This window comes from Plantactinospora sp. CNZ320 (assembly GCF_002846275.1).
Genome location: NZ_PJMP01000001.1, coordinates 7,482,672 through 7,506,165, shown reverse-complemented (window position 1 = coordinate 7,506,165; position 23,494 = coordinate 7,482,672). Strand labels below are relative to the sequence as shown.

The 23,494-nt window shown below is 69.5% G+C and carries 33 protein-coding genes; 25 read left to right on the top strand and 8 right to left on the bottom strand.

Translation table 11 applies throughout. From position 1 onward, the window contains the following. Positions 1 to 37 precede the first annotated feature (37 nt). The 15 genes from CLT71_RS33605 to CLT71_RS33535 all read left to right on the top strand — a co-directional run bounded on the left by CLT71_RS33605 (position 38) and on the right by CLT71_RS33535 (position 10,157). The gene (locus tag CLT71_RS33605) at positions 38 to 217 is read left to right on the top strand and encodes a hypothetical protein (protein WP_101370636.1); all 180 of its coding nucleotides are present in this window, start codon (positions 38 to 40) and stop codon (positions 215 to 217) included. A gap of 435 nt (positions 218 to 652) precedes the next feature. Further along, on the top strand, positions 653 to 1,147 hold the full coding sequence (locus tag CLT71_RS33600) for a phage terminase small subunit P27 family (protein ID WP_101370635.1): 495 nt from the start codon (positions 653 to 655) through the stop codon (positions 1,145 to 1,147). After that, complete coding sequence (locus CLT71_RS33595; RefSeq protein WP_101370634.1) at positions 1,116 to 2,858, top strand: terminase TerL endonuclease subunit; 1,743 nt, start codon at positions 1,116 to 1,118, stop codon at positions 2,856 to 2,858. The genes CLT71_RS33600 and CLT71_RS33595 overlap by 32 nt, the downstream gene beginning before the upstream one ends. Before the next feature lie 45 nt (positions 2,859 to 2,903). Continuing rightward, positions 2,904 to 3,074, top strand: coding sequence for a hypothetical protein (locus CLT71_RS37220; RefSeq protein WP_486483595.1), 171 nt, complete (start codon positions 2,904 to 2,906; stop codon positions 3,072 to 3,074). Beyond that, complete coding sequence (locus tag CLT71_RS33585) at positions 3,075 to 5,030, top strand: phage portal protein (RefSeq protein ID WP_101370632.1); 1,956 nt, start codon at positions 3,075 to 3,077, stop codon at positions 5,028 to 5,030. Continuing rightward, entirely contained in the window at positions 4,969 to 5,739 is a 771-nt protein-coding gene (locus tag CLT71_RS33580; RefSeq protein ID WP_101370631.1) for an HK97 family phage prohead protease, read from the top strand. Before CLT71_RS33585 ends, CLT71_RS33580 begins: the two co-directional genes overlap by 62 nt. An 18-nt stretch (positions 5,740 to 5,757) precedes the next feature. After that, positions 5,758 to 7,068, top strand: a complete 1,311-nt coding sequence (locus CLT71_RS33575) for a phage major capsid protein (protein WP_101370630.1) — start codon at positions 5,758 to 5,760, stop codon at positions 7,066 to 7,068. Between the two features lie 5 nt (positions 7,069 to 7,073). Continuing rightward, positions 7,074 to 7,262, top strand: a complete 189-nt coding sequence (locus CLT71_RS33570; RefSeq protein WP_101370629.1) for a hypothetical protein — start codon at positions 7,074 to 7,076, stop codon at positions 7,260 to 7,262. After that, positions 7,259 to 7,552, top strand: a complete 294-nt coding sequence (locus CLT71_RS33565; RefSeq protein ID WP_101370628.1) for a hypothetical protein — start codon at positions 7,259 to 7,261, stop codon at positions 7,550 to 7,552. Before CLT71_RS33570 ends, CLT71_RS33565 begins: the two co-directional genes overlap by 4 nt. Positions 7,553 to 7,556: 4 nt before the next feature. After that, the gene (locus CLT71_RS33560) at positions 7,557 to 8,105 is read left to right on the top strand and encodes a hypothetical protein (protein WP_101370627.1); all 549 of its coding nucleotides are present in this window, start codon (positions 7,557 to 7,559) and stop codon (positions 8,103 to 8,105) included. Next, entirely contained in the window at positions 8,102 to 8,437 is a 336-nt protein-coding gene (locus CLT71_RS33555) for a phage head completion protein (RefSeq protein WP_101370626.1), read from the top strand. The genes CLT71_RS33560 and CLT71_RS33555 overlap by 4 nt, the downstream gene beginning before the upstream one ends. A gap of 1 nt (position 8,438) precedes the next feature. Then, positions 8,439 to 8,738: a hypothetical protein gene (locus tag CLT71_RS33550; protein ID WP_101370625.1), complete on the top strand. Its 300-nt coding sequence runs from the start codon at positions 8,439 to 8,441 to the stop codon at positions 8,736 to 8,738. After that, positions 8,735 to 9,178 carry a hypothetical protein gene (locus CLT71_RS33545; protein ID WP_101370624.1) on the top strand — a complete coding sequence of 148 codons (444 nt, stop codon included), beginning with the start codon at positions 8,735 to 8,737 and terminating at the stop codon, positions 9,176 to 9,178. The genes CLT71_RS33550 and CLT71_RS33545 overlap by 4 nt, the downstream gene beginning before the upstream one ends. Before the next feature lie 16 nt (positions 9,179 to 9,194). Beyond that, the gene (locus CLT71_RS33540; protein ID WP_143743711.1) at positions 9,195 to 9,536 is read left to right on the top strand and encodes a carbohydrate-binding protein; all 342 of its coding nucleotides are present in this window, start codon (positions 9,195 to 9,197) and stop codon (positions 9,534 to 9,536) included. 60 nt (positions 9,537 to 9,596) lie between these two features. Beyond that, positions 9,597 to 10,157 (top strand): phage tail tube protein, encoded by a 561-nt coding sequence (locus tag CLT71_RS33535; RefSeq protein ID WP_101370622.1) that lies wholly within the window; start codon positions 9,597 to 9,599, stop codon positions 10,155 to 10,157. Here the strand turns inward: CLT71_RS33535 and CLT71_RS33530 are convergent, their stop codons facing one another. Next, positions 10,158 to 10,451 (bottom strand): DUF4190 domain-containing protein, encoded by a 294-nt coding sequence (locus CLT71_RS33530; RefSeq protein ID WP_101370621.1) that lies wholly within the window; start codon positions 10,449 to 10,451, stop codon positions 10,158 to 10,160. Between the two features lie 135 nt (positions 10,452 to 10,586). Here CLT71_RS33530 and CLT71_RS33525 point away from each other — a divergent pair, with 135 nt between their 5' ends. The 10 genes from CLT71_RS33525 (at position 10,587) to CLT71_RS33490 (ending at position 19,154) form a co-directional block, all read left to right on the top strand. Then, positions 10,587 to 10,991 (top strand): hypothetical protein, encoded by a 405-nt coding sequence (locus tag CLT71_RS33525; protein WP_143743710.1) that lies wholly within the window; start codon positions 10,587 to 10,589, stop codon positions 10,989 to 10,991. 104 nt (positions 10,992 to 11,095) lie between these two features. After that, positions 11,096 to 11,242, top strand: coding sequence for a hypothetical protein (locus CLT71_RS37215; protein ID WP_158242354.1), 147 nt, complete (start codon positions 11,096 to 11,098; stop codon positions 11,240 to 11,242). A 3-nt stretch (positions 11,243 to 11,245) separates the two neighbouring features. Beyond that, positions 11,246 to 13,123: a hypothetical protein gene (locus CLT71_RS33520; RefSeq protein ID WP_101370619.1), complete on the top strand. Its 1,878-nt coding sequence runs from the start codon at positions 11,246 to 11,248 to the stop codon at positions 13,121 to 13,123. Beyond that, a complete protein-coding gene (locus tag CLT71_RS33515; RefSeq protein ID WP_101370618.1) occupies positions 13,123 to 16,515 on the top strand; it encodes a hypothetical protein in 3,393 nt (1,130 codons plus the stop codon). The genes CLT71_RS33520 and CLT71_RS33515 overlap by 1 nt, the downstream gene beginning before the upstream one ends. A 7-nt stretch (positions 16,516 to 16,522) precedes the next feature. Next, the gene (locus CLT71_RS33510) at positions 16,523 to 16,957 is read left to right on the top strand and encodes a hypothetical protein (RefSeq protein ID WP_101370617.1); all 435 of its coding nucleotides are present in this window, start codon (positions 16,523 to 16,525) and stop codon (positions 16,955 to 16,957) included. 2 nt (positions 16,958 to 16,959) lie between these two features. Continuing rightward, entirely contained in the window at positions 16,960 to 17,793 is an 834-nt protein-coding gene (locus tag CLT71_RS33505; RefSeq protein ID WP_143743709.1) for a hypothetical protein, read from the top strand. After that, entirely contained in the window at positions 17,793 to 18,086 is a 294-nt protein-coding gene (locus CLT71_RS33500; protein ID WP_101370615.1) for a hypothetical protein, read from the top strand. The genes CLT71_RS33505 and CLT71_RS33500 overlap by 1 nt, the downstream gene beginning before the upstream one ends. After that, positions 18,067 to 18,267, top strand: coding sequence for a DUF7620 family protein (locus CLT71_RS38400; RefSeq protein WP_486483594.1), 201 nt, complete (start codon positions 18,067 to 18,069; stop codon positions 18,265 to 18,267). The genes CLT71_RS33500 and CLT71_RS38400 overlap by 20 nt, the downstream gene beginning before the upstream one ends. Further along, positions 18,264 to 18,581, top strand: a complete 318-nt coding sequence (locus CLT71_RS33495; RefSeq protein ID WP_101370614.1) for a putative phage holin — start codon at positions 18,264 to 18,266, stop codon at positions 18,579 to 18,581. The genes CLT71_RS38400 and CLT71_RS33495 overlap by 4 nt, the downstream gene beginning before the upstream one ends. A gap of 207 nt (positions 18,582 to 18,788) precedes the next feature. Beyond that, positions 18,789 to 19,154, top strand: coding sequence for a hypothetical protein (locus CLT71_RS33490; RefSeq protein ID WP_101370613.1), 366 nt, complete (start codon positions 18,789 to 18,791; stop codon positions 19,152 to 19,154). A 71-nt stretch (positions 19,155 to 19,225) separates the two neighbouring features. Here CLT71_RS33490 and CLT71_RS33485 read toward each other — a convergent pair whose 3' ends face one another. The 7 genes from CLT71_RS33485 to CLT71_RS33465 form a co-directional block, all read right to left on the bottom strand. After that, the gene (locus CLT71_RS33485) at positions 19,226 to 19,444 is read right to left on the bottom strand and encodes a hypothetical protein (RefSeq protein ID WP_143743708.1); all 219 of its coding nucleotides are present in this window, start codon (positions 19,442 to 19,444) and stop codon (positions 19,226 to 19,228) included. Positions 19,445 to 19,509: 65 nt separating this feature from the next. Next, entirely contained in the window at positions 19,510 to 19,662 is a 153-nt protein-coding gene (locus tag CLT71_RS37210; RefSeq protein WP_158242353.1) for a hypothetical protein, read from the bottom strand. Positions 19,663 to 19,743: 81 nt separating this feature from the next. After that, on the bottom strand, positions 19,744 to 20,307 hold the full coding sequence (locus CLT71_RS36740) for a hypothetical protein (RefSeq protein WP_143743707.1): 564 nt from the start codon (positions 20,305 to 20,307) through the stop codon (positions 19,744 to 19,746). Positions 20,308 to 20,310: 3 nt separating this feature from the next. Beyond that, positions 20,311 to 20,655, bottom strand: a complete 345-nt coding sequence (locus tag CLT71_RS33480; protein ID WP_101370611.1) for a hypothetical protein — start codon at positions 20,653 to 20,655, stop codon at positions 20,311 to 20,313. Positions 20,656 to 20,877: 222 nt separating this feature from the next. Further along, a complete protein-coding gene (locus tag CLT71_RS33475; protein WP_143743706.1) occupies positions 20,878 to 21,300 on the bottom strand; it encodes a hypothetical protein in 423 nt (140 codons plus the stop codon). Positions 21,301 to 21,647: 347 nt separating this feature from the next. Continuing rightward, the gene (locus CLT71_RS33470) at positions 21,648 to 22,868 is read right to left on the bottom strand and encodes a helix-turn-helix domain-containing protein (protein WP_101370609.1); all 1,221 of its coding nucleotides are present in this window, start codon (positions 22,866 to 22,868) and stop codon (positions 21,648 to 21,650) included. A 251-nt stretch (positions 22,869 to 23,119) separates the two neighbouring features. Then, entirely contained in the window at positions 23,120 to 23,479 is a 360-nt protein-coding gene (locus CLT71_RS33465; RefSeq protein ID WP_101370608.1) for a hypothetical protein, read from the bottom strand. Positions 23,480 to 23,494 lie beyond the last annotated feature (15 nt).

Sequence of the window (23,494 nt, the reverse complement as noted above, 5' to 3'; positions counted from 1 at the left end):
CTTCACGGCCGGGGCGTTCTGCTACCCGGAGGTGCGCATGCTCCGGTCCTACGTCTGCCCCAACGCCGGCACCCGAGACGACGGCGACGTCCCGATCCGGATGCGGGTCGGAGACAACGACGAGTGCGAGATCGGCACGATCACCGAACCTGCCGGGCTACCCGCTCTGCTGCGCGCTGCTGCCGAGTACTTCGAGAGCGAAGCCGCACAGGACTGATGCCCACCCGAACCTCCCGCGTCTGCCCCGGCTGCCGACAGTCGATCCCACCCGGCCGCTGCCCCACCTGCGATCAAAGCTGGGTACGTAAGCCGCAATCGTGGGCGGGGGGTAGCACCCGGCGTTGGCGCCGGCTCCGGCAGGCCAAGCTCGATCACAACATCGAGCACAACGACGGCTTGTGTGAACGGTCCTGCGGCCGACTCGCCGTCGAGGTTCACCACGAGGGCGGCATGCCCACCCCCGCCGACCGGTACCGGTGGGACATCTTGCGCGCACTCTGCTCGCCGTGCCACGCAGAAGCGACTCAAGCCGAGTCCCAAGCGGCACGCAGCGGGTAGGGGAGTCGAAATCGCTAGGAATCGGACATAGGGACACCGCGCCGGTGGTGAAGCGCGTGGCGTCTCACAATCGATCAATGGGGGGTGACTGTGCGTGGCTGCTAACGCGGGTCGTACCCCTGCCGCTCCGGCTCTCCGGCTGGTGACCGGCCGTTCCCCGGGGACGGATTCGGGCGGCCGGCCGGTCAAGACCCCGCCGGCGTTCAAGCGGCTTCCGCCGTCTCCGCCGACCTGGTTGGGCGAGCTGGCCCGGGCCGAATGGGATCGCGTCGTTCCGGAGCTGTCCCGGCTTGATCTCGTCAAGGAGGTCGACGCTGCGGCGCTCGCGTCGTACTGCGAGATGTACGAGACGTTCGTGAAGGCCACCGAGGATGTCCACGAGCGCGGACTGGTGGTCGAGAACAAGTCGGTGAAGAAGGACGGGACCGAGTCGACCTGGTACACCGCCAACCCCGCCGTCGCGGTGCAGCGGAATGCGCAGGCCGCGATCCGGGCGTGGTGTTCGGAGTTCGGGCTGACTCCGGCGGCGGAGAACAAGGTCGCGAAGGGGTCGAGCGATGACGGGGACGACTCGAACCCGTACGCGTAAGCCCGCCGGGCCGACGCTTCCCCCGAAGGCGGATCTCGACCGGCTCAAGCTCAGCCCTGAGGTGGCGTGGTATCTGCTGTCGCGGGGGATCCCGCTGCCGGACTGTCCGCCGAGGTGGAAGACGCCGGAGCCGCGGGCGTTGAAGGGCGCCCGGTTCGATCCGGAGCGGGTCGACCGGGTCATCGGGGCGATGCGGCACCTGAAGCACACGAAGGGTTCGCAGTTCGCCGGGCGGCCGCTGGTGCCGGATCCGTGGCAGGTCGCGTACGTGATCGCCCCGGTGTTCGGGTGGGTGCGGGAGTCGTCGGGGCATTGGGCGCGGATCATCTCGAACCTGTACGTCGACATTCCTCGACGGAACGGGAAGACGACCCTTGCCGGCGGGTTGGCGATGTACCTGACCTGCGCGGACGGGGAAGACGGCGCTGAGGTGTACGCGCTCGCCGCAGGCAAGGATCAGGCGCGGAAGACGTTCGACCCGGTGAAGGCGATCGCGGAGAAGTCCCCGGCGGTGGGCCCGAACGTGAAGTGTCTCGCGGACAAGATCGTGCACAAGCGGTCCGGTTCGTTCTTCCAGGTCGTGTCGTCGGTTGCGGACTTGATGCACGGCGCGAACGTGCACGGGGCGGTCATCGACGAGCTGCACGTACACAAGAAGCCGGACCTGGTGGAGACGGTGGAGACGGGCACCGGGTCGCGGCTGCAACCACTGGTTGCCATCATCACCACCGCCGACGACGGCCGGATGGACACCATCTACGCCCGGAAGCGGAAGTACGTCGAGCAGCTCGCCCGGAAGGTCATCAAGGACTCGTCGACGTACGGCGTCGTCTGGTGCGCCGAGAAGGACGACGACCGGTTTGCAGAGTCGACGTGGCGGAAAGCGAACCCGGGCTACGGGATCTCGCCGACGAAGGAGTACATCGAGCGGGCTTCCCGCCGGGCGCAGAACAGCCCGGCCGAGCTGGCGTCGTTCGAACGGCTGCATCTCGGGATCCGAACGAAGCAGGCCGAGAAGTACATCGAAATGCCGGTGTGGGACCGGCCGAAGAACGCCACCGTGATCGACCCGGCCGCGTTCCACGGCAAGCCGGCGTACGGCGGGCTCGACCTGGCCGCCACCTCCGACCTGCTGGCGATGGCGTGGACGTTCCCCGCCGATGACGGCTCGTACGACACGATCTGGCGGTACTGGACGCCGGAGGACAACATCCGCCGGCTCGACGAACGCACCGCGGGCATGGCAACCGTCTGGGTGCGGCAGGGCTGGCTACAGACCACCCCTGGTGACGTCGCCGACTACGACTTCGTCCGGGCGGACATCAACACCGACCGGGAACGGTTCGACGTGCGGGAGATCGCGTACGACCCGTGGAACTCGACCCAGCTGGTGAACAACCTGACCGACGACGGCGCGACGATGACGCAGATGCGGCAGGGCTACGTGTCGATGTCCCCGCCGACGAAGGAAATCCTGCGGCTGCTGCGTTCGGGGATGTACCGGCATGGCGGTAACCCCATCACCCGCTGGTGTGTCGACAACCTGGCCGTGTCGATGGATCCGGCCGGGAACCTGAAGCCGGACAAGTCGAAAGCCGGCGACAAGATCGACGGGTTCGTGGCTGCCGTGATGGCCCTGGATCGGGCGATCAACCGTCCCAAGGTCCGTGTGTCCGCGTACGAGTCCGGCGCCGGCCTGATGGTCGTCTGAGGCGTGGAGGTGCCAGTGCTCACCGTGCGCCGCAGGAAGGTCGTTGTGAACCTGATCGACGGGCGGGCGATCGTCGGCGACCGGCACTGGTCGTGGCCGTGGCAGGTCGTCGTCTCGGCTGCCCACCTGGCCCGCCCGGGTGGGGACTCGGTGCCGATCGACGGCAAAGCGATCGTCCCCCGGCACCGGATCGACTTCGTACAGGTGGTGGGCTGAGTGGCGTTCATCGTCAGCAACGGCTCGCTACAGGCGTTGGAGCCGAACCGGCAGTTGGTGTCGTCGTGGCCCGGCTACGCCGCCACGATCTCCCGCTACCACACCCTGACGTACGGGGAGATCTACCGAGCGCAGCCGGCGGTCCGGACTGTCGTCGAGTTCCTGGCCCGCAACCTTGCCCAGCTCGGGTTGCACTCGTACCGGCGGATCTCCGACACCGACCGGGAACGGCTCACCGACCACCCGCTGTCGCGTCTGCTCGGCGCACCGAACCCGACCACGACCACGTTCCGGCTCATCCGGGCGCTCGTCTCCGACAAGGCCGTGTACGACGACGCGTACTGGGTGAAGCTCCGCGCCGCGTCCGGTGAGCCGATCGGGTTGCGGCGTATCGCCCCGTGGCGGGTCGAAGCACTCGGCCCGGACTGGACCGACCCGGAGACGTACCGGATCCACGGCTCCCGTGGGCATCTGGACGTCGATCGGACGTCGGTGGTGCACTTCCGTGGCTACAACCCGACCGACTCACGGCACGGCTCTTCGCCGATCGAAGCCCTCCGCCAAACCCTGGCGGAGGAGTACGCGGCGGCGCAGTGGCGGGAGCAGATGTGGTCCAACGGTGCCCGTGTCTCCGGCTACCTGCAACGTCCGGTCGACGCCCCGCCGTGGTCCGATCCGGCGAAGAAGGGCTTCAAAGCCGACTGGCAGGCGCAGTACACCGGCGACGGGCCGCAGGCCGGTGGGACGCCGATCCTCGAAGACGGCATGACGTTCGTCCCCGCCAGCATCAACCCGAAGGAAGCGCAGTACGTCGAGTCGCGGAAGCTGACCCGGGAAGAAGCGGCGTCGGCGTACCACATCGCCCCGCCGCTGGTCGGGATCCTGGATCACGCCACTTTCTCCAACATCAAAGAGCAGCACAAAGCCCTGTACCAGGACACGCTTGGGCCGTGGTGTGCCGAGATCGAACAGGAGATCGGGCTTCAGCTCATCCCCGACCTGCCCGACTCCGGCCGGGTGTACGTCGAGTTCAACATGCGGGAGAAGCTGCAAGGCTCGTTCGAGGAACAGGCCCAGCAGTTGCAGGCCGCCGTCGGGGCGCCGTACATGACCCGCAACGAGGCCCGGGCCACCCAGAACCTTCCGAGCATCGACGGCGGCGACGAACTGATTGTGCCGCTGAACGTCCTCGAGGGCGGGCTGGCGTCACCGCAGGACACCGCCCCGAAGGCGTTGCCCCGACGGGTGAAGGCGTACCGGGCCCGGGTGAAGGGTCGCGCCCCGGCGATGCTGGACGCGTCCGGCGAGCAGACGATGAAGTCGTTCTTCGCTCGACAGTCCGCCGCCGTGGCGAGCCGGCTCGGCGCCGGCAAGGCCCGCGGTAAGGCCTCGCTCGGGGAAGCGTGGGACGCCGACCGCTGGGATCGGGAGCTCGCCGACGACCTCCTGGCGCTGGCGCTGTCGGCCGCGAAGGCGGTAGCGCAGGCGATCCTCGCCGCGCTTGGCTTCGACCCGGAACGGTACGACGAGCCGCGGACGCTGGCGTTCCAGCGCGCCGTCGCCGAACGTGCCGCGCGCAGCATCAACGAGGTCACCCGCACCCAGCTGGAGACGGCGCTGGACTCCGACGACCCCGGCCCCGCCGTGGCGAAGGTGTTCGAACGAGCGCAGTCCCAGCGGGCCGGAGAGATCGCCCGCACCTCCGTTACTGCCGCCAGCGGGTTCGGGACACAGGAAGCGGTGAAGCAGACCGGCCGCCGGGCGACGAAGACATGGCTCGTCACGAGCAACAACCCGCGACCGACGCACCTGGTCATGAACGGCCAGACGGTCGACATCGAAGCCCGATTCAGCAACGGCGCGGAATGGCCCGCTGACGCCGCCCTACCCGTCGATGAGGTTGCCGGGTGCCAGTGCGAACTGGAGATCAGCGTGGAGGACGACGATGAGGACTAAGGCATTCCGGGCCCACGTCAAGGCGGACGGCCAGGATGGGCTCGCGGACGGCCAGTTCGACGCCGTTGTCTCGGTGTTCGGCAACGTGGATCACGGCGGTGACGTCGTGCTTCCCGGCGCGTTCTCTCGCACGCTCAACGAGTGGAAGTCCAGCGGCGACCCCATCCCGGTCATCTGGTCGCACCAGATCGGCGACCCGGAGTCCCACGTCGGGTACGTGCTCGACGCCGCCGAGCTGCTTCCCGGCGACGAGCGGCTTCCTGACAAGCTCAAGAACAACGGCGGGCTGTGGGTCCGAGGGCAACTCGACCTCGACGCGCCCCGCGCCGCGACGGTTCACCGGCTCCTCAAGGGGCGCCGCGTGAAGCAGTTCTCGTTCAGCTACGACATCCGCGACGGCGCGCTCGGTGAGCGCGACGGGCGCGACGTGTACGAGCTTCGCGACCTCGACCTGTTCGAGGTTGGCCCCACCCTGATTGGGATGAACGCCGCGACCGAACTGGTCGGAGCGAAGTCCGCGCACCACTGCCGTACCTGCACCTGCGGGGACGGTTCCGACAGTAAGCAGGCCAAGCCAGCACCGGCCAACGGAGACGAGGAGCAACCGGGCGACGGTCCGGAAGCCAAGTCCACCGCGCCCTTCCTGAGCCCCGCCGATGTCCTGCTGTCGCTCCAGGTCGACGCACTCGCGTACGACCTCGACATCTGACACCGGAGGAAACACCTCATGAGTACCGCAACCCTGGAACGGCTCCGCAAGGAGCTGACCGACGCGCTCACCCCGGCCCGGGACCTGGCCGCGAAGGCGGAAGCCGAAGGCCGGGACCTGACCGGCGAGGAGCGTGGCCAGATCGAGGCCGCAGTGAAGGCCGCGACCGCCGTCAAGGCCCGGATGGACGCCGCCAAGGCGGACTCCGACCTGACCAAGCAGCTCGGCGAACTCGGCGACGGCATCGGGCTCCTGCCCGAAGCGGCGAAGGGCCGCGACGACGTTGGCTCCGACGGCGCCGCACTGTGGACGCCGCGCAAGGGCGAGACGATCGGTGCCGCGTTCGCGAAGTCCCGCCAGCTCGGGGAACTGCTGAAGCGGTACCCGAACGGGCGGATCCCGGAGCGGGCCGTCATCTCGTCGGAGCCGTTCGCCGCGAAGGCGCTCGTCACCGGATCCAGCGACACCTCCGCCGGGGCGTTCGTCGAGAACGACTACCGCGGTCTTCAGGTCGGGCTGGACGTGTTCCAGCGTCCGCTGACGATCCGGTCGCTGGTCACGAACGGCACCACCAGTTCGGACACCGTCGAGTACGTGCGGGTCACCGGCATCACGAACAACGCGTCGCCGGTAGCCGAGTCGACCACGACCGCGGACCCGGGCTCGATGAACGCGGCGAACGGCGTCAAGCCGGAGTCGGCGCTGGCGCTCCAGAAGGTCACCGAGACGGTCAAGACGATCGCGCACTGGCTCCCGGCGACGACCCGGGCCCTGTCCGACGCCGGGCAGATCCGGACCCTGATCGACACCTTCCTCCGCTACGGCCTGGAGGAGGAACTGGAAGACCAGATGATCAACGGGTCGGGTTCGGGTGAGAACTTCACCGGCATCGGCACCGTCTCCGGTACCCAGTCGCAGGCGTGGGACACGAACGTCCTCACCACGACCCGGAAGGCCCGGACCCTGGTCCGGACCGTCGGCCGGTCGATCCCGACCGCGTACGTGATGAACCCCGCCGACTGGGAGACCATCGACCTGTTGCAGGACAACGAGAACCGCTACTACTTCGGCGGTCCGATGCGGCTCGGCCAGCCGACCCTGTGGGGTCTGCCGGTCATCGAGTCCGAGGCGGTCGCCGCCGGCACCGCGTACGTCGGCGACTGGCGCAAGGCCGTCCTGTGGGACCGGGAGCAGGCCAGCATCACCGTGTCGAACTCGCACGCCAACTTCTTCATCCGGAACATGGTGGCGATCCTCGCCGAGATGCGGGCCGCGTTCGGTGTGATCCAGCCGTCCGCGTTCGTCGAGATCGACATGTCGGCGAGCTGATCGACATGGCTTACCTGAACCCCGCCGCCGGTGCCCGCAGGTCCGACTACGCCGAGGTCGCCGTGACTGCCGTGGCCACTGCGAACGCGGACGCGACCTACGGGCAGCCCGAAGCCGATCTGATCAACGAGTTGAAGACCAAGCTCAACGCCGTCCTGGTCGAGCTGCGCAAGGCCGGGATCCTTCTCCCGTGACCCGGTCGGACGGCTGCCCGCTGTGCGGCGCCAACCACGCCACCTGCGGGCAGCCGTCCGAGTCCCAACCCGTCGACATCTTGAAGGAGCGGACAGTGGGCACCTACACCCAGAAGTACCGGGTGACCGTGAACGGGCACCCGACGACGATGAAGCTGTCGGCGGAGGACGCGGAGAACTACCCGGACGCCGAACTCCTCGACGACGCCGAGCCGGCGGCCAGGCCGGCGGCGAAGCAGCGTCGGGCGCCGAACAAGGCGCGTACTGCCGAGAACAAGTCGGCGGAGTAGTCCGATGGCGCTGGTGACCCCGGAGCAGTTCGCGACCTGGTACCAGCGCCCGATGTCCGCTGCCCAGACTGCCGCAGCGGCGATGCTGCTCGACGCCGTCTCCGGCGAGGTGCAGGACTACTGCGGCTGGCACATCGCACCCGTCGTCACCGAAGAGGTCACCGTCGACGGCTCCGGCGGGCATGTGCAACTCCTGCCGACACTGAAGCTGCTCGACCTGATCGCGGTGACCGAGTCCGGTACCGCGCTGGACGTCGCGGACGTGCAGTGGTCGGAGGGCGGTTGGATGCGCCGGTCCGGGCGGTGGACGTGCGACCTGCGCGGGGTCGTCGCCGAAATCGAGCACGGTTACACGGACACGCCGCCGGCACTCGTGGCGCTGATCTGCGGTGCGGTCGCCCGGGGACTGTCAAACCCGACTGGTGTGGTGCAGGAACGGGCCGGCGGCGAGTCCGTCACCTACTCGCACGTCGACCGCGGCACCCGCTCGGTGCTCGCCGACGCCGAACTGCGGATCCTCGACCGCAAGTACCGGATTCCACTACCGGCATGATCAGCTTCCACACGGACACCGTGACGGTGCTGCGGGCGCCGATCGTGCAGGACGACTACAACAACGACGTCCCCGACTGGGCCAACGCCGTACCGACCGAGGTGACCGGTTGTCGTGTGCAGCCCGAACGCGGCTCCGAGTACACCATCGACCGCGACGCCGTGGTGACCCGCTGGCGGCTGTTCGGGCCCGACGGGATGGACATCCAAGACTCCGACCGGATCGTGCACCAGGGCGTCACCTACGACATTGAGGGCTCAGTCGAACGGTGGCCGTCCCCGACCGGCGCCCTCGCGCACATCGAAGCCCGACTGATGCGCGTGGAGGGCTGACATGTCGATGCGGATCCGGTTCAAGCACTCCCGCGAGGGCATCCGCGAGATCCTGACCCGCGCCGAAACACAGGAGACCCTGCACGCCAAAGGGCTCGCGGTGGCGGACGCGATCAAGTCGGCGGGTATCCGGGTCGAAGGCGACCCCGGCGAGATCCCGCTACCGGTGGAGGTTCGCACCACCGGGCGCGGCATCCGCGCCCGGACCGTTGTCGTGCTCGACCACCCGTCCGGGCTGGCCGTGGAAGCGAAACACAAGCTGCTTGCGACCAACATCGACGCAGCACGGAACGTGCCGTGATCGAACTGCCGCCGGACGCCGAAGACGTCGTGGTCACCTACCTCACCTCGGCGCTCGCCGGCCGCAGCGAACCGCACGCGGCCGGCGTCGTCGTGTCGACGAAGCTGCGGCCGAAGACATCCCCCACCCGGCACGTCCGGATCCGGCGGGTCGGCGGGGTGCCGTACTCCCGGGTCCAGGACTCGGCGCGGATCGACGCGCAGGTCTGGTACGGCACCGGCGCCGTCGGTGACGAGAAGAACCGCAACGATCTAGCGCTGCTCATCTGGGCACTGCTGAAGGACATCCGCGGCCGCGTCGTTGTCACCGACACCGCCGCCGTGACCTGCTACCGGGTGCTGGACTTCGCCGGCCCGCACGCCGAACCGGACCCGGCCGACGACACCAAGACGATCACCGCTCTGACCGTTGAGATCGGCATGCGCATCCGCGCGGCCTGACCACCTGGAGTACGCCATGCCGCGTGTAGCTGTGCCCATCACGAACATCGTCCGCACCGGTACCGGTGTCGCCCCGGCGGCGGAGACGAACGGGGACGCCGTCAACCATCACACGGTCGCGAACGACGGTCAGACGTTCCTGCTGGTGCGTAACGCCAACGGGTCCGCGACCGCCCGCACCCTGACCGTGCGACTGGCCGGCGGCCGGGACGGGCAGAGCATCACCCCGCGCACCTACTCGATCCCGGCGGCGGCGAGCCGGTACATCGGCCCGTTTCCGCCGTCGGACTACGGCAGCAGCATGCAGGTCGACGTGGAGCACGCCGACCTGAAGCTGTCCGCGTACCGCATCTCCTGACGCCCGCACTCTGCCACCCGGCGACCGCCGGGCCATCACCATGCCCAAGGAGGCTGACCCATGGCGGTCGACATCGACCTGATCAGGGCGTACGAGGACGGCGCGGTCTACACCCACGCCCCGGGCGCCACCGTCACCCCGCCGACCGACGCGTCCACGCCGCTCGACGTCGACTTCTTCGAGGTCGGCGCAGTCGGCCCGGACGGGCTCACCGAAGCGACGTCGCAGAGCATCAACAACTACTACATCTGGCAGCGTGGCGCCCTCGGCCGGCAGACCCGGACCGAGAGCGTGAAGACGTTCACGTTCGCGGCGGCGGAGACGTCGCTGGCGAACCTCGGCCTTCAGTACGCCGGCAGCACCGTGACCTCCACCAGCGAGGGCGCGGCCGTCCAGGAGAAGCCGCCGACCGGCGACCGGCGGGCGTGGGTCCTTCACGGCATCGACGGCAACCGGGAACAGCGGGTCTACCTCCCGATCGCCGAGATCGGGGAGCGTGGTGACGTCGTCTGGTCCGGAGCCGGCCCGACCGTCTACGAGTGGACGCTGAACGCGTACGTCGACTCCAACGGGGTGTGGGCGTACCGGTACTACATCGACGACGACATGGCGACGCCGTAGTCAGCTGACCGGATAGAACGCTGCTCCGAGGATCAGCCAGAAGACGCCGAGGATCATCGGCACCACGAACAGGTAGCCGATGATCAGACCGGTGATCGCCCAGCCGTGGCCGCCCCGCACTCCGGTGCGGGTTTCGCGGGTTGCCAGGTGGCCGAGTACGACGGCGGCGATCGGCGGTAGTACGAGGAAGCAGCCGCCGAGGGCGCTGAGGATCCCCATCACTCCGGATGCGACTGCCAGCCCCGAGGTGGGCGGCGACGCGAAGATCACAGGCCGGTACGGGTCCGGGTGCATTCGGTCATCGTGGCAGCGCACTGCAACCCGTTCATCGTCCGACTGGGCCAGATGGTCCACCTGATCGCACCGGTGGGCCGCACGCGGGCGCGTGCCCACCGGTGCTCAAGCCCGCAAATGCCCGCAAGGAGAGTCATGTCCGAGCTGTTCGACTTCGACGCCGCTGTCGCAGAAGCGGCCCGCGAGCCGTTCCGGTTCACCGCGTACGGCCGGGAATGGCAGCTGGCGCACATCTTCGAGATGGACATGCGCACTGCGTCAGCCGCCGAACAAGGCCAGCATCAGGCCGTCTTCGACCTGTTCCGGGACGGGTTCGGCGACCAGTGGAAGGAATGGCAGCAGAACCCGCAGCCAATGATCGGAATGATCAAACTGCTGTCGGCGTGGATGGAGCACGGCGGCGTGAACCCGGGGGAACTACTGGCCTCGTCCGGCTCGTCGACGAGCACGGCGGGGCCGTCGACGCGTCGCTCCGCCGCTACTACGGGTTCTCGCTCCGAGCGGCGCTCTCAGGCGAAGTCGGCGCCCGGGAACTCCTGAACTACATCCGACACCTTCCGCCAAATTCGCCGCTCGGGATCGCGATCAACGGCGAAGCAGCCCGGTGGGGTATCGCCGAGCACCTGGCCGCGACGCAGATCGACGTGTTGGCGGCGGCGAACTGGCAGCGCGGCGGCGGCAAGGGCGCGAAGCCGAAGCCGCTGAAGCGACCCGATCCGCGCGCCGAGAAGCGCCGCCGGGAGTACGTCGCCCGACTGACTCGACTGGGCCTGATGAAGACCGGGGGGTGAGCCGTGGCGAACACCGAGGTCGGCACCGCGTGGGTCACGATCATCCCCTCGGCGAAGGGCTTCGCGAAGGAACTTCAGAAGGCGATCGCCAAGGAGTTCCGGGGCTCCAACCTGGATCGGATGATCTCCGACGCGCTCGCTGGTGCGCGGGTGACGATCCCGGCCCGGGCTGAACTCGACACGTCGGATGTCCCCGACCAGCTCCGCGGCCGCGAGCCGGAGCTACCGGTCCGGCTTGACCCGCTGATGGCGGCGTTCGAGGACGAACTTCGGCGGGAGTTGGTGGCGAACCAGGTCACCGTCGAAGTGCCGGTCGGCGCCGACACCAGTTCGCTGCGGAACGAGATCACCACCGCGATTGCGGCAGTGGAATCGTCGGAGTCGGCGGACATCGACACCGAACCAGCCGGCGAAGCCGGGTATGAGCATGGCCTGCGGGGGATGGTCGCCCGGGTTGCCCGCCGGGTACGGGCCACCATTCACGCCGACGTCGAGGTGAACAAGCCATCGCTCGACCGGCTCCACACCACCATTGACGCGGAGGTCGGTCGGCGAGCCGGCGGGAAGATCGGCGACGACGCCGGCAAAGGGTTTCTGAAGGCGTTCGCCGACTCGATCAAGTCGGCTACCGGCGTTTCCCCGTGGATCTGGGCGGCCGGTCTTGCGATCGGTACCGCGATCCTGCCCGCGATCACCGCGGCGATCACCGGCGGTCTGCTCGGCGGCGCCGGTATCGGGCTGATCGGGATCGGTGCGCTGATCCTGCGCGAACAGCCGGACGTTGCCGCTGCGGCGGAGCGGTTGGCGTTCACCGTCCGGACGCAGCTTCGGGGTGTCGCGACGCCGCTGATCGAACCGCTCGTCAAGGCGATGGACACGATCCGCTTCGCTGTCGTGGAGTGGGGCCCGCAGTTCAAGCAGATGTTCGAGTTGATCGCCCCGGCGATTCAGCCGCTGACGGAAGGGCTCATCGGCTTCGTCTCGAACATGCTGCCGGGCATTGTCGAGCTGATCCGGGAGGCGACGCCGTTCCTGATCCGGCTCGCCGATGACCTGCCCAAGCTGGGCGAGTACATCGGCGGATTCTTCCGCCTGATCGACGGCGGCGGCCCGGAAGCGTCGATGTTCTTCACCGACCTGATCAACTTCGTGGGGCTGCTGCTACTCGGGCTCGGTGTCCTGATCCGCGTCTTCACCGAGCTGTACCCGGTCTTCCGGACTGTGGTGATGCTGTCGCCGATCGGGGCGTTCATCGCGCTGACGATGGCGATCTGGCGTACCCGGGACGCGGTGGGTGGGCTGGCGTCGCAGGGCGCGGCCGCGTTCCGCCGCTTCTCCGAGATCGTCGCGGCGGTGTTCCGCTCGATGCGGAACGAGCCCGAGGCGTGGGTTCGGTGGGTGATGGACATCCCGCGCCGGATCCTCCGCGCCCTCGGCGGGCTCGGCGACCTGCTACGCGGCGCCGGCCGGGCACTGATCAACGGGCTCGTCTCCGGGATCCGGGCGGCGATCCCGAACCTGCAAGGTGTCCTCGGCTGGGTGACGAACATGATCCCGTCGTGGAAGGGCCCGGAGGATCGTGACCGGGTGCTGCTGGAGCCGGCCGGGCAGCAGATCATGGGCGGGCTCATCCGCGGCATCCACGGCGAGCGCCGCGCCCTTGAGGCGGAGCTGGGCTCGGTGACGTCGCTGATCGCCGGTACGCCGCTGACCACCCCGCCGGCCGGGTTTGGTACACCGGCCGCGGCGGTGCAGCCGGCGGTACCGACGCTGCGGTTCGCCGGCGATGCCCCCGGCAGCTTCATGGCGTGGGTGAAGGAGAACATCCGCACCGACTACGGCGGGAACCCTGACGAGGCGTTCGCGACGGTGAGCCGCTGATGTGGCCAGACGACAACACCGACCTGCCCGTCGAGGCGTGGGCCGCGTTCGGCGCCAACCCGGACGGCGACCAGGGCGACTGGACGTGGACCGACCTGACCGGCCGGCTGCTGACGAACCCGATCCCGCTGCGGAAGGGGTCGGCGTCCGGCGACGGACTCGTGTCCCCGTCGAGCGCCACCATCCATTTGCTCAACGACGACGGGGCGTTGACGCCACTGCGGTCGCAGTCCCAGTACTGGCCGCACGTCGTCCTGGGTACCCCGATCTGGCTCACCCTCCGCCGGCTCGACGACGCTTTCGGGCGCGCCGTGTCGAACGGGTGGGGCGTCGCCGACTCGGGCCAGTCGTGGACGACAGCGGGGGGAACCTCGGCCAACTACAGCGTGTCGGCCGGACAGGCCCGGATCGCGAACCCGACCGTCAATGCGCTCCGGCAGGTGACGGCACCGGTGTATCTGCTCGACACCCATCACCTCATCGACACCGCCACCTCCGCCGTCGCTACCGGCGCGGCGGCGGTGACTGGGGTGATGGCCCGATACAACGGCTTCGACTACTACTGGTGCCGGACCGAGTTCAACTCCGGCTCGACCACCGTCATGGCGAAGATCTCCCGCGTAGTCGGTGGCGTACACACCGACCTCGGCGACGTCATCGTCCCCGGACTGTCGTACGCGGCGGGCGTACCGCTGCGCACCCGGGTCGCTGTCATCGGGCACCGCATCAGCATGAAGGTGTGGACCGCGTCCGGGTCGGAGCCGGCCGGATGGCAGCTCGACGTCACCGACCCGGACCCGCTCACCGAACCCGGCGGAGTCGGGGTACAGACGTGGCTGGTGCCCGGCAACACGAACGCCGGTGGGCTCACCATCGCCTTCGACAACTATCGGGTGTCGGCGAACCTGTTCAACGGCTTCGCCGACCAGTGGCAGCCGCAGTTCATCCCCTCCACCGACGGCATGGCCAGCATCGTCCGGCTCACCGCGTCCGGGATTCTGCGCCGCCTCAGCCAGGGATCAACGCCCCGGTCCCCGCTGACCCGCTACCTCGCCAACAGCGGCCCGGTCTTCTACCACCCGCTGGAGGACGGCGCCGACTCGACGGTTGCCGCGTCCGGGATCCCCGGCGGTGCGGCGATGACCGTCCGCAACGGGACGATGGATTTCGACTCCGACGCTCCGCCCGGCGCGTCGGGATCCGCACGCCCGCTGCCGACGGCGGCGAACATGATGGTCGGCCTCATCGACGGCGCCAGCAGCAACGGCTTCCAGGTCGGCGTGTGGACCAAGGGCGAGGTCATCGACGACACCGCCGGCTCCGCCTACTACATCCCGTGGGAGGTCCGGACCAGTACGGGCGGGATCTTCCGGATGGCGATGCAGTGGGAAGAAGACCGCGCCATCGGCGTCTCCTACTTCTCCAGCGAGTCGCAGACGTCGCCGACGTTCACGGTCTGGCTCGACGACGCGGTGACCCCACACACCAACCCGGGCATCACCGGCGAGTGGATCCACGTGCACTTCATGGCCCGCCCGGCCGGCGGGCAGCTCGACGTGTTCCTGTGGGTCAACGGCAGGCTCGTCGACTCGGCGATCTGGGTCGGCGTGAACCTCGGCGCCCCGATCCGGGTCAACGCCATCGGCGCGTTCGCCGGAGTCATCGGCCAGGTGTCCCTGAACGTCCGCAACATCTGGCTGTCCCAGCTGGTGTTACACGACTTCGCCACCAGCCAGGTCACCCAGTACAACCAGGGGTTGGGCTTTCCTGGCGAAACCGCATCCGACCGGATCGAGCGGGTGTGCGCCGAGCGCGGCATCCCCGTCTACATCCGGGCCGGCGACTCCGAACCCCTCGGGGTGCAGCCAACCGGCAGCGACCTCGACGTACTCCGCGACGCCGAACAGGCGGACATGGGGATCCTGTACGAGCACGGGTGGGGACTCGCATACCGGCCCCGCTCCGCCCGCTACAACCAGGTCCCGGCGTTGACGGTCGATCTCGAAACGTACATGCACTCGCAGGAGATTCGGCCGGAGTCGGTTCTTGCTCCGACGTACGACGACCAGGGCACCCGCAACGACGTCACCGTGTCCCGGGCCGACGGATCGTCGGCCCGGGTGATAGACCACGACCACGCCGACCGGCACGGCACCTACGACGACTCCGTGACTCTCGGCCTCGCCGCCGACGCGCAAGCCGCGCACCACGCCGGCTGGCGGGTGCACCTCGGCACGTGGGAAGAGATGCGGTACCCGGGGATCCCCGTCGACCTCGCCGGCCAGCCGGAACTGATCGAGCCGTGGCTGAACCTCATCCCCGGCGACCGGGTGATGCAGACAAACGTCCCGGCACCGCATCCGCCGGAGGATGTGGACCAGATCGCCGGGGGGATCTCGCAAACCCTGAACCGTCTCGGCACCTGGTCGGGGTCGATCGTCGGCACCCCGGCCCGGCCGTGGGACGTGGGTGTCGTCGAAGACTCGACGTACGGCCGCGCTGACACCGACGGCTCCCGCTGGGTCGGCCCGGTCGCCGCCGGCACCGACACGTCCGCGCTGGTGCTGGTGACGGCCGGCCCGCCGTGGATCACAACCGCCAGCCACGCCAGTCAGTTCCCGTTCAACATCCGCTCCGGCGGCGTCGTACTGACCGTGACCGGGATCGCCACCCTCGCCCGCGACACCTACACACGCAGCGTTGCCGCCGGCAGTTGGGGCAACGCCACCACCGGGCAGACGTGGGCGCTCAACTCCGGCGCCGCCGGGAACTGGTCGGTGACCGGCTCGGTGGGGCGAATCGCGACCGCGACCATCAACCAGCTGGAGTTGCGCACGATCGACGTCGGCAGCACCGATGCCGATCCCCGGTTCGAGGTTGTGCTGCCGGTGGTGCCCACCGGTGCCGGGTTCTCGTTCTGGGCGATCACCCGGTTCACCGACACGAACAACTACTACTACGCCACCCTGTCGATCACCTCCAGCGCGGCGGCCGAACTGCGGCTACTCAAGCGCGTCGCCGGCACCGCGACCCAGCTCGGCAGCACGGTGACGCTCGGCCAGACCCACGCGGCCGGTAACCGGTGGCTGGTGCAGTGCTCGGCGATCGGGTCGACGATCCGGGCCCGGGCGTGGCGATCCGACCAGCCGGCCGAACGGGGCTGGCACCTCACCGCGACCGACACGTCTCTGACCTCGGGTACCCGGGTCGGGGTCGGTACCCGCCGCGAGACCGGGAACACCAACGGCAGCACGAACGTGGACGTCGACAACTTCGAGGTGCCGGGCATCCAGACCTTCACGGTCGACGCCGCGCCGGTGAACGGCGTCGCCAGGACGATCCCGGCCGGCACCGCCCTGTCCCTCGCCACCCCGTGGCGACTGGCCCTGTGAGGTAGGTATGGCAATCCTGGCGGGCGAGATCGTGTCGGCGGGCCGGCTCGGGCTGCTGCAGCCGACGCCGTATTACGCGATCGGCACCGGCAGCGTGGCCGCATCGCAGACCAACGCGGACGTGCCCAGCGCGGTGGTGACGCCGACGACTGTCGGCGCGAACGCCGTCTACGTGGCGACGTGCACGTGGGACTTCTCCCGCTCCGGGGCGAGCACGGCGCTGACGGTAGGCCGGCTGTCGGTCGACGGGGTGGCGCAGAACCCGCTGTCCACGTACGCAGCCGAGGTGACGTCGGACCGGTCGACGATCACCCAGACCTATCAGGGCACGCTCGCGTCGGCCGGCGCGCACACCCTCAAGCTCATCGTCACCACGCAGGCGAACCAGACGGTTCAGGGCGTGAACAGCTCGATCCAGGTCACGATCTACGAGGTGGTGTGACGGTGACCTACGCACCCGAGAACCTGAAGCAACTCCGCCGGCTGCTGCTCGATCACCTTGACATCCACGAGAACTCGCGCGCGTACCCGACCGACCTGGACCCCGATGAGGTCGGGATCGTCGGTGACCCGGCTCACCGGGGTGGTTATCACTGCGGCCGGGATCGGGTCGATGACGACGACTACTCGGTGCGGGAGTCGAGCCGGGACCGGAACGGGCTGACCGAGGCCGCGTCGGCGTTGGACATCGGCGACTGGTCGACCACAGTACGGGGCAAGCGGCACGACCTGCGCAGCATGTCGATCTGGCTGGTCGCGCAGTGCCGGGCGGGTACGGCCGACAGCCGGGACATCCGCGAGGTCATCTACAGCCCGGACGGGTCGACGGTGCGCCGCTGGGACCGGCTCGGCCGGCGGTCGTCCGGCGACAGCTCGCACCGCTGGCACACCCACATCTCGTACCACCGGGACGCCACGCGGGCCGGCCGCGACCTGACGCCGCTCTTCGTGCGGTACCTGACCAGCATCGGACTGATCGACACCGAGGGAGACGATATGACCCCGTCAGAGGCGTACGTGCAGCACGTCATGAACTACCGGGTAGAGGCGCTGCGGGCCGGCCGGCGGGAGTACACGGTGCCGGCGTTCCCGGCCGCCGGCAAGCCCGCAACGACGGAGACGAACGCGCTGGCGGTGGCGCTGAGCCAGATCCAGCAGCGGCTCGACGCGCTGGCCGCGACCCCGCCCGGCACGGTAGCCGTCACCGACGAGCAGCTCGAGCGGGTGCTGCGCAAGGTAATCGGCTCCGTCGACGGCGTCACCCCGGCGGGCGGCTGATGCCGGAGATCCCCCCGGCGCTCATCGGCACAGGCGGACCCGTAGGGATCCTGCTCTTCGTCGTGCTGCTCATCATCACGAGCCGGCTGATACCGCGACCCACCCACGAAGACCGGATCCGCGACAAGGACGCACAGATCACATACCTCCAGCAAACCTTGCAGGTGCGAGACGAAGAGCTGAAGGTGCGCGGGCAGCAGGTCGAGAAGCTTCTGACACAGTCGGATCTGACGGTGCAACTGTTGCAGTCGTTGGCCAGGGAGGCGGGGGCCCGTGGGGATCTGGCGTCGTAGAGGTACCTCCTCCCCGGAGACCGCCGAGGCGCGGAGACGGCTGGAGCGGGCACGGAAGCAGTTGGCGAGAGCCCGCGCCGATGACGTACCCGTGGATCAGGTCGCCCGGTCGTTGCAGGAGCTCGGGAACCGTAACCACTTCGGCCCCATGATCACCGAAGCGTTGAGGGGTTCGAAATGAGAGACGCCACCACCATCCTGGCCGGGATCGGCGCGGCTGGCTGCTGGTACTTCGTCGCCGTCTTCTGGTGGCTGACCCGCGGCGACTGGTGGCACAACCGCAGCGGCCGCCACCTTATGCAGTTCACCGCCAACCTGGGCCTGCTGCTCACGTTGATCGTCGTCGCCCGGATCTGGCCCGACTACACCGGCAGGGCAGTGGTCACGCTGGTGGCGTTCGCCGCTCTGGTGGCGCAGATCTGGCATCGGGTGTTCCTGATGCACTGGGCGCAGCGCACGCGTGTTCCGGATCGAACTCGGTCCGTCCGCAGGTAGAGCACTTCCACCGCCGGCCCATCACCCGGCAGCGTGGGCAGGCTCCCCAGTTCGGCATCCACCGGCCGCAGCACCGGTCCGGGGTCTCTTCCACCCACTCTTGCCGGCCGCCGCGGTCTGTCCAGTAGCCGCGCACCACGCCGGCCACCCTACGCCGGCCCCGGGGCCCCGGGGTCGGTCCCCAAGACTCCTGAGGAGGGGTCACCCATGTTCCAGAAGTACGGCAAGTCCCTGGTAGCCGTCATCGGCGCCGCGCTCACCGTCGCGTACGGCGCCCTGTCCGGCGACCAGCGCATCGAGCCCGACGAGGCCGTGCAGATCGCGATCGCCGGAGCGACCGCCGTCGGCGTCTACCTCGTCCCGCTCGCCCCGCAGTACCGGTGGGGTAAGACCGCCGTCGCCGCTGTCCTCGCCGTGCTCCAGGTCCTCGCGACGGTGATCCTGGGCGGGCTGGACTCGGCGGAGTGGATCGCGCTCGCGATCGCCGCCGCGACGGTCCTCGGCGTCGGCACCGCCCCGGCGGTGTCGGACAACGGCATCGGCAGCAAGAACCCGCAGGTACGTAGCGCGTGACCCGGGCACCAGGTCCGGCAGAGCAGCGGACCGGGCTGGATCCGGCCGCCGTCGACATGCTGGCGGATCAACTACACCTTCTGCTCTGCCGTCGGGAAGGCCAATCCGAGCCGCGTCACCGCGACTTTGATCAGAGCCGCGCTCGGTTTCTGCTGCTCCAACTCCGGGATCGTGGCTGGCGGCTCACCGTGTAGCCGGTACCAGCACGGCCAGAGTGCCGCGCAGGCCCGGCAGCGTCGGGGATCCTGGTCGCTGCGGCCGTGCCGCTCAGCGATCACCGTCCAGTCCACCAGCACGTAGTACCCACGGCGGCCCGGTCCGTCCCCTCGCGGGGATTGGCCGGGCCGCTTTCGCGTCACTGCGCCGGGTCGTACCCGAGGTCCTCGACGATCTCCTCGTACTCCTTGAGCATCGCCTGTGCCTCCGGGCTGTCGAGGTTGGCCTGGGCGTAGGCGGTGGCGATGGCGCGGGCCCGGCGGGTCATCTGGCCGGTGGTCTTGGTCTGCATCTCGGTTCCCCTCTCGCTCTCCCTCACATCAATAACGATACCCTAGGGTCCCATATAATGCAAGACCCTAGGGTATCGAGTTCAGGAGGTCCGGGCGTTGTGCTCCTTGATCGCCTTCCGCACCGCCGGTTCCCCGGTGCCGAGCAGCTCGGCCACCCGCACTGCGCCACCCCGCTCCCGCGTTGCCTCGTAGATCGCCTCCGCCCGCACCCGGCCGGCCATAGCCCGCATCCCCGCGTCAACCAGCAGCCCGGCCACCCGGGCCCGGTGCACCGGGGACTCGATCGCCCGCAGCGCCGCCTCTAGATCCCCCACCGTCGCCGGCAACTCCCCGAAGAGCCGCCGCTCGATCTGCTCGTACCGGTCCTCGACGGCCGACCATGCGGCGGCGAAGATCGCGCCGACCTCCTCCGCGTCGGGCATCTCGACGTCGACCGGGTGCAGGAACTCGGACAGGGCCGGCTGCCAGGTCGCATCCTCGGGCAGCCGCTTGTCGACCTCGGCCCGCAGTTCGGCGAGCAACGCCTCGACCAGCTTGTCCTGCTGGTCGGCGGTGTATCCGCCATCGCGGATGTAGGCGCGGATGCCATCGGTCTGGGCGTCGACGCCGTACTCGGCGCCGTACGTCGTCGTGGTGGTCGTCATGTCTCAGTCCTCGTCATCGAAGTCGGGCCCGTCGTCGCAGCAGCCGTGCAGGCAGGGCAGGGCATCGCCTCCGACGCTGTGGGCGAACCGGTCACCCTCGGGGGTGCGGTGCGCCTCGGGGGCGTGGTAGATGGTGATCTCGCTGGCGGCCTGGCGGTAGAGCGCGCTGGCGTAGCCGTTGCCCTGGTGCTCGGCGGGGGTCTCGACCTGCATAATCTCGCCGGTCTCGATCGCGACCCACAGTTCGGAGACAGTTTCGCCATTGATCACCAGGGACCACCGGTGGGCCGGCTCGTCCTGGTTGGCGTACCGGGTGATGTCTCGGATGATCTGGCGCGTCTCCGTCATGTCCAAAACGATACCCTAGGGTCCTGCGCTGCGCAAGACCCTAGGGTATCGCTCTCTGCGTGTCGGTGCCTTCCGAACCGGCCTGCCCCACCTGCCGTAGCCGTGGCCGGCGGCCGGAGGGTGGCCGCGCCGACACCAGCAGCCTGCCCGCTCCGGTTGCCGCCAGTCGACGGCAGGCTGCCGCACTGTGGATAAGTCCGCGTCCTGTGGACGGACGCCTGATCAAGCCTCCGGTGTGGTAGGCGGCCCGCCCATGCCGGTGAGCCGCCGCAGATCATCCGCTGTCGGCGTCGCTGACGGGCGCAGGATCAGCACGCTGTCCGGCACCGCGTCCTCACCCACCACGGCCAGCCACGTCCCCGCCAGCTCGGCCCGGCCGCACGACGGCAGCCCACACGGCCGGCACCCGTCCACAGTCCGGGGCCAGTGCGCCGTCAGCACCTGCCGGGCCACCGTGGTCACGATCCGCCGCCGGTCCGGGTCCGGGCCGACGAGCCGGTCGGTGATGACGACCCACAGAGACCATTCGGCGGTTGGGCACCAGTTGCCCCTGCAGCCGCCGCAGTGCCGTCCCTCGGCGTGGGTGGTGATGGTGGCCCACGCCCAGTCCACGGCGAGTCCGGGCGGCCCTTCCGGCACGCTCACCGCGTCGGTCCCGGCACTCGGCGCCAGCGGCGTCCGTCCCAACGGTAGTCGCGGACCTTGCTCGCCTGGCGCCAGATCCAGCCTCGGGTACGCCACATCAGCACGGGTCACCTCCAGTACGCCACGGCGCTCCGGAGCACAGGTCACGGAGCGCCGCTCATGTGGGCGAATCGGGAACCGGTCCGGGGCAACCGGGGGACGGGACCCCGGACCGGCCGGGCGCCGGGGCAGGTACGGGCTCCCGACCGGCGACCCGACTTCAGGGTGCGCCGGCCATTACCGTGAGTGAATGTGCGGGGCGTCCGACGTTCACTGACGGACCGGGAAACCGGTACGGCGCGTACCGGTCAGCAGCCGACCAGCGCCGCCAGCTCCGCCAACTCCGCGCCCATCGCGCGTCGGCGTGCCGCCGCCAGGTCGGCCACAATGTCCCGCGCGTATCGCTGGTGCCGCAGCCACGCCGGCGCCTGCCGGCTCAGCCGCGTCAACACCTGGGTGGCGTCCGCGTACTGCCCGGTCTGCACGTGCGCCCAGGCCACGTCCAGCTGATGCCGCCGCTGGCTGGTCGGCACCGTCGCGGTCACCGGCATCCGTTCCGACAGCCGCAGTACCGCCGCCGGGTCGCCGGTCACCGCCGCCGCCTCGACGCGCGCCATCTCGGCCCGCGCGGAGCGGAACCCGCCGACGATCGCCAGCCGGCCGGGGATCGGCCGGTCGCCGAGCCGGGCGCCGGCAGCCGCCGCTGAGTCCAGCATCTCGGTGGCGTCATCCGGCCGCTGGTCCCGGGCGGCAGCCGCGGCCCCGAACAACAGCAGCCACCCCCAGACGGCGAGTTCCTCCGGCCGCGCCCGGGACATCCGGGGCTCGATCCGGTCGGCCGTCGACACGGCGAGCTGCTCGGCCTCGGCCAGCCTGCCTTGCCGCAGCAGCAGCCAGCTGGAGCCCTTGACGGTGAGCGCCCCGAGGATCGGATCGCCGGCCGCCTCGGCGGCGTCGAGCGCGCTGCTGATGGCGGTGTACGCGAGGTCGCCGGCCCGCAGCTGGATCAGCAGTTCTCCGGTGAGGTAGCAGACGTCCGCCAGCGCGGCGTGCGCCTGCGGCCGGGCGCTCGCGGATGAGGTCTCGACGGCGAGCCGGCCAGCGGACACCAGCTGGGGCAGGATGCCGAGCACCGTGGCGTAGTCGCCTCGGTGGTACGCCTGGTCGGCGGTCCGGAGCCGGGTGCGGATCGTCGACAGGGTCGGCGGCGGCCCGTCAGGGAGCCGGACTGTGCCGCCGGGCCCGCGTGCCGGGGTGAGCGCCTGGCGGATGTCGATCAGGCTGAGCGGCAGGTGGTCCGGCTCCCGGCGGGCCGCAGCGCTGGTCGCGTCGCCGAGTAGATCGGTGGTGCGTACGCCGAGCGCCCTGGCCAGCCGGCCGATGGTGGGCAGTCTGCTGCTGGTGCGGCTGTTCGTCTCCAGCTTGCGGATCGTCTCGACGCTCAGGCCGGCGCGCTCGGCGAGCTGCTCTTGGGTGAGCCGCTGCCGGCGGCGGTGTCGGGCGATGTTGTCGCCAAGTGTCGGTTCCATCGGGCCTCCCAGGTAGGGCTGGGGTGGTGGCGGCCCGGGCCCTACCCCGGGCCACCACTTCGGACGGTACACCGGGCAGGCTCGGAAACGCGGAAACGGCGGCTCCCCGCGCTCCCGGGGGTCCGCCGTCCTGGCCCTGATCACAGGCCGTGTAATCGAACTAACTACCGATCGGGGGGGGGGGCATCGATGAGAATTTTGAAGCCCCAGCGATCCCCAGCCTTTCCCGCCCTCCACCACCTCCGAATGGATCAGCCGCGCGGGAGCTGCATGTCGTCCATTCCCGGGAACGGCCGGTGCGCCAAACCTTCTACCCAGGCAATGGCGCAGCAGTCGCCGGGCTTGCGCATGGCGAGGATCTCCCGGTGCCGGGCGACCTGCCGGCGGTCGATCCACACCGTGGCGCCGACGACGGCGGCGGAGACCATGACGACCAGGACGAGCCCGCGCATCTGCGGCGAGACGAACGACTGCGCGGCGAGCATGTCAGCGACCAGCAGGACCAGGGCGGACACGCCGCAGGCAGCGACGGCCGGAATCGTGCTGGGCTGACGGTGGAACGGCTCGGTCGTCGGGGCTTCGTGGTATTCGGCGAAAGGGGTGTGCAGCACCTTTGCTCCTTTGGC